This window comes from Blautia sp. OM07-19, from assembly GCF_003481595.1.
Taxonomy (GTDB): Bacteria; Bacillota; Clostridia; order Lachnospirales; family Lachnospiraceae; genus Blautia_A; species Blautia_A intestinihominis.
On the sequence record NZ_QULA01000079.1, the window covers coordinates 1 to 2,051 of the forward strand.

The 2,051-nt window shown below is 42.0% G+C and carries 2 protein-coding genes and 1 pseudogene; 2 read left to right on the top strand and 1 reads right to left on the bottom strand.

The features are described 5' to 3' along the window. Positions 1 to 142 precede the first annotated feature (142 nt). A pseudogene (locus tag DXC01_RS19860) lies at positions 143 to 364 on the top strand (GNAT family N-acetyltransferase); the annotation flags it as partial. A gap of 70 nt (positions 365 to 434) precedes the next feature. Then, positions 435 to 758 (top strand): hypothetical protein, encoded by a 324-nt coding sequence (locus DXC01_RS19865; RefSeq protein ID WP_004613237.1) that lies wholly within the window; start codon positions 435 to 437, stop codon positions 756 to 758. A 480-nt stretch (positions 759 to 1,238) separates the two neighbouring features. Here DXC01_RS19865 and DXC01_RS20420 read toward each other — a convergent pair. Next, on the bottom strand, positions 1,239 to 2,051 hold an 813-nt coding region (locus DXC01_RS20420; protein WP_199705060.1), incomplete at its 5' end, for a CAP domain-containing protein.

Below are 2,051 nucleotides of genomic sequence, written 5' to 3' on the forward strand. Positions count from 1 at the left end.
CGGAACCGCATGTCCGGTGGTGTGAGAGGTCGGCGGCAAAAGCCGTCTCCTACTCGATCTAGTAGATTATTACAGTTATGTATTTTATATCGCAAAGAAAAAATAGTAGTTAAGTTTAACCCTAGGGTTAAATGATGAATATGTTGAGGGCATTTTTGTTTCTGGTGAAATGCAATCGCAGGGTATAGGTAAAATTCTGCTGAATTATGCAAAGGATAAAAGGAATAAGTTGTACTTGAACGTATACCAAAAGAACGCACGGGCAATATCTTTTTATAAGAGAGAAGGATTTGAGATTCAGCATAGTGGCTTAGATGAGGCTACCGGAGAAAAAGATTATGTAATGACATGGCAACACAAATAGAAATTCCAGTTTGTATAACAGGAATTTATCAGAAAATGAGGAATAGTTGAAATGGAGGCGCTATAATAACATGAAGATTGAAGGGAACCAGAAAGAACTGGATGCAATGGTAGAATTTCATAAGGGAAACCGTGTCGAGGGGCTGAGACTGCAAGAAGAATTTGCAGCGGAATTTCGTAAGGAGTATAAAGACAAAGATCACTGTCCTTGCCTGAAAGCCTGTCGTTATCACGGAAACTGTAAGGAATGTGTAGCAATCCACAGAGCGCATCAGGAACATGTTCCTAATTGTATGCGACCATTGATTAATAAAAAATTGAAATTGATGTCAGAATTAACAGAGCATACCTTGGCAAATGAAATAGAAGCTCCACATGAAATTTTAAGAAAATAGGCAAGTCAAATTCAAGTTTGTAGAATTGAAAAAATTGTTGTTTGTCAAGCGTTTTCTTCATATAGGTTCTCCTTCCTTTGTTCTAGTACATATAGGTCTGGTTCGATTTTACTATATCGTGGGATGGAATGCAAAGGGAATCGGTAGCATGTACCAACAATTTCCTGCATCACCACCCCCTCAACCTTCCCCCCCTCCACGCCATCCCCTGTGTCAGCTTGTGGAATCCTTGTACGAACTCGTACGCGCGAACGTTAGAAAAGTAGACGGAAACGGCTCCCCGTTTAAAAATGCTGTGTTTGGTATTTATGCGAATGAGCAGGATGCGAAGAACGAGGAGGAAGAGATTGTTAGGCTCACCACCGGCGCTGACGGGCTCAGTCAGGAGGGGAGCTAAAAAATAAAAAAAATATGATGGAAGAGGAGGGGGATATATAAAAATCAGCGTTCTCTTGCGAGAACGCTGATTTTTATATTGCTTTATTGTAAATTGTCTTCTACAAATTCAACATCACTTTCATCTGTGTCTTTTGTGTCTTCAGAAATGTCCAATTCTTTGGAATCCATATCGTCAACAGACTCTATTGCTTCAAAAGAACTGTCGGTGTCTGTGTTTTCAGTATTACTGTCATTGCTTACTCCGTCTGAAAAGATGTCCTCATTTATAGATGATACCTTTGAAGATGATGTAGCGTCTTTCCAGTTTGCCTTTAAGGTTTTGCTTTCATTCATGTGAATTTTCGTTGTTTTGTTATTTTCATAGCCATCTGGATAAAGACTTGTCCATTTCTCAAATACGCATCCAACCTTAACTGGTTTTTCGAAATCATCTGCATACAGCGTCATCCCCTTCGGCACAGCCATCTCAAACTTCTCCACCCCGCCCTTGCTCGGGAAGGTGCCGCCGTTTGCGTCAACAGTTAACGTGCACTTTTCGTCCGGTCCGCTGGAAAACTCCTGCACCCAGTATCCGGTGCCGTTCTTGCCTTTGTAGTAGCCTACGCCGATGTGGGTGTAGTGGGACTGCAGCATAGTAGTTCTATGTCCATCGCTATCCATCCACGCTTTAACAACCGCCTCCGGTTTTGTAAATCCCGCTCCGATGTTTTCACCACCAGGATTTCCTACACCTGCTTCAAATGCTGCGGTTCCGATGTCACTTCCATCAGGTCTTTCGTGAGCAAATTTGATTTCCAGTTCCTTTGCCCTGGTCATTGCTGCCTGCTGAAGTTTTGCGTGATATTTCAGTTCAGTAAGTCCGTATTTTCTCCTCTCAATGTTCGTCAGTCTGAT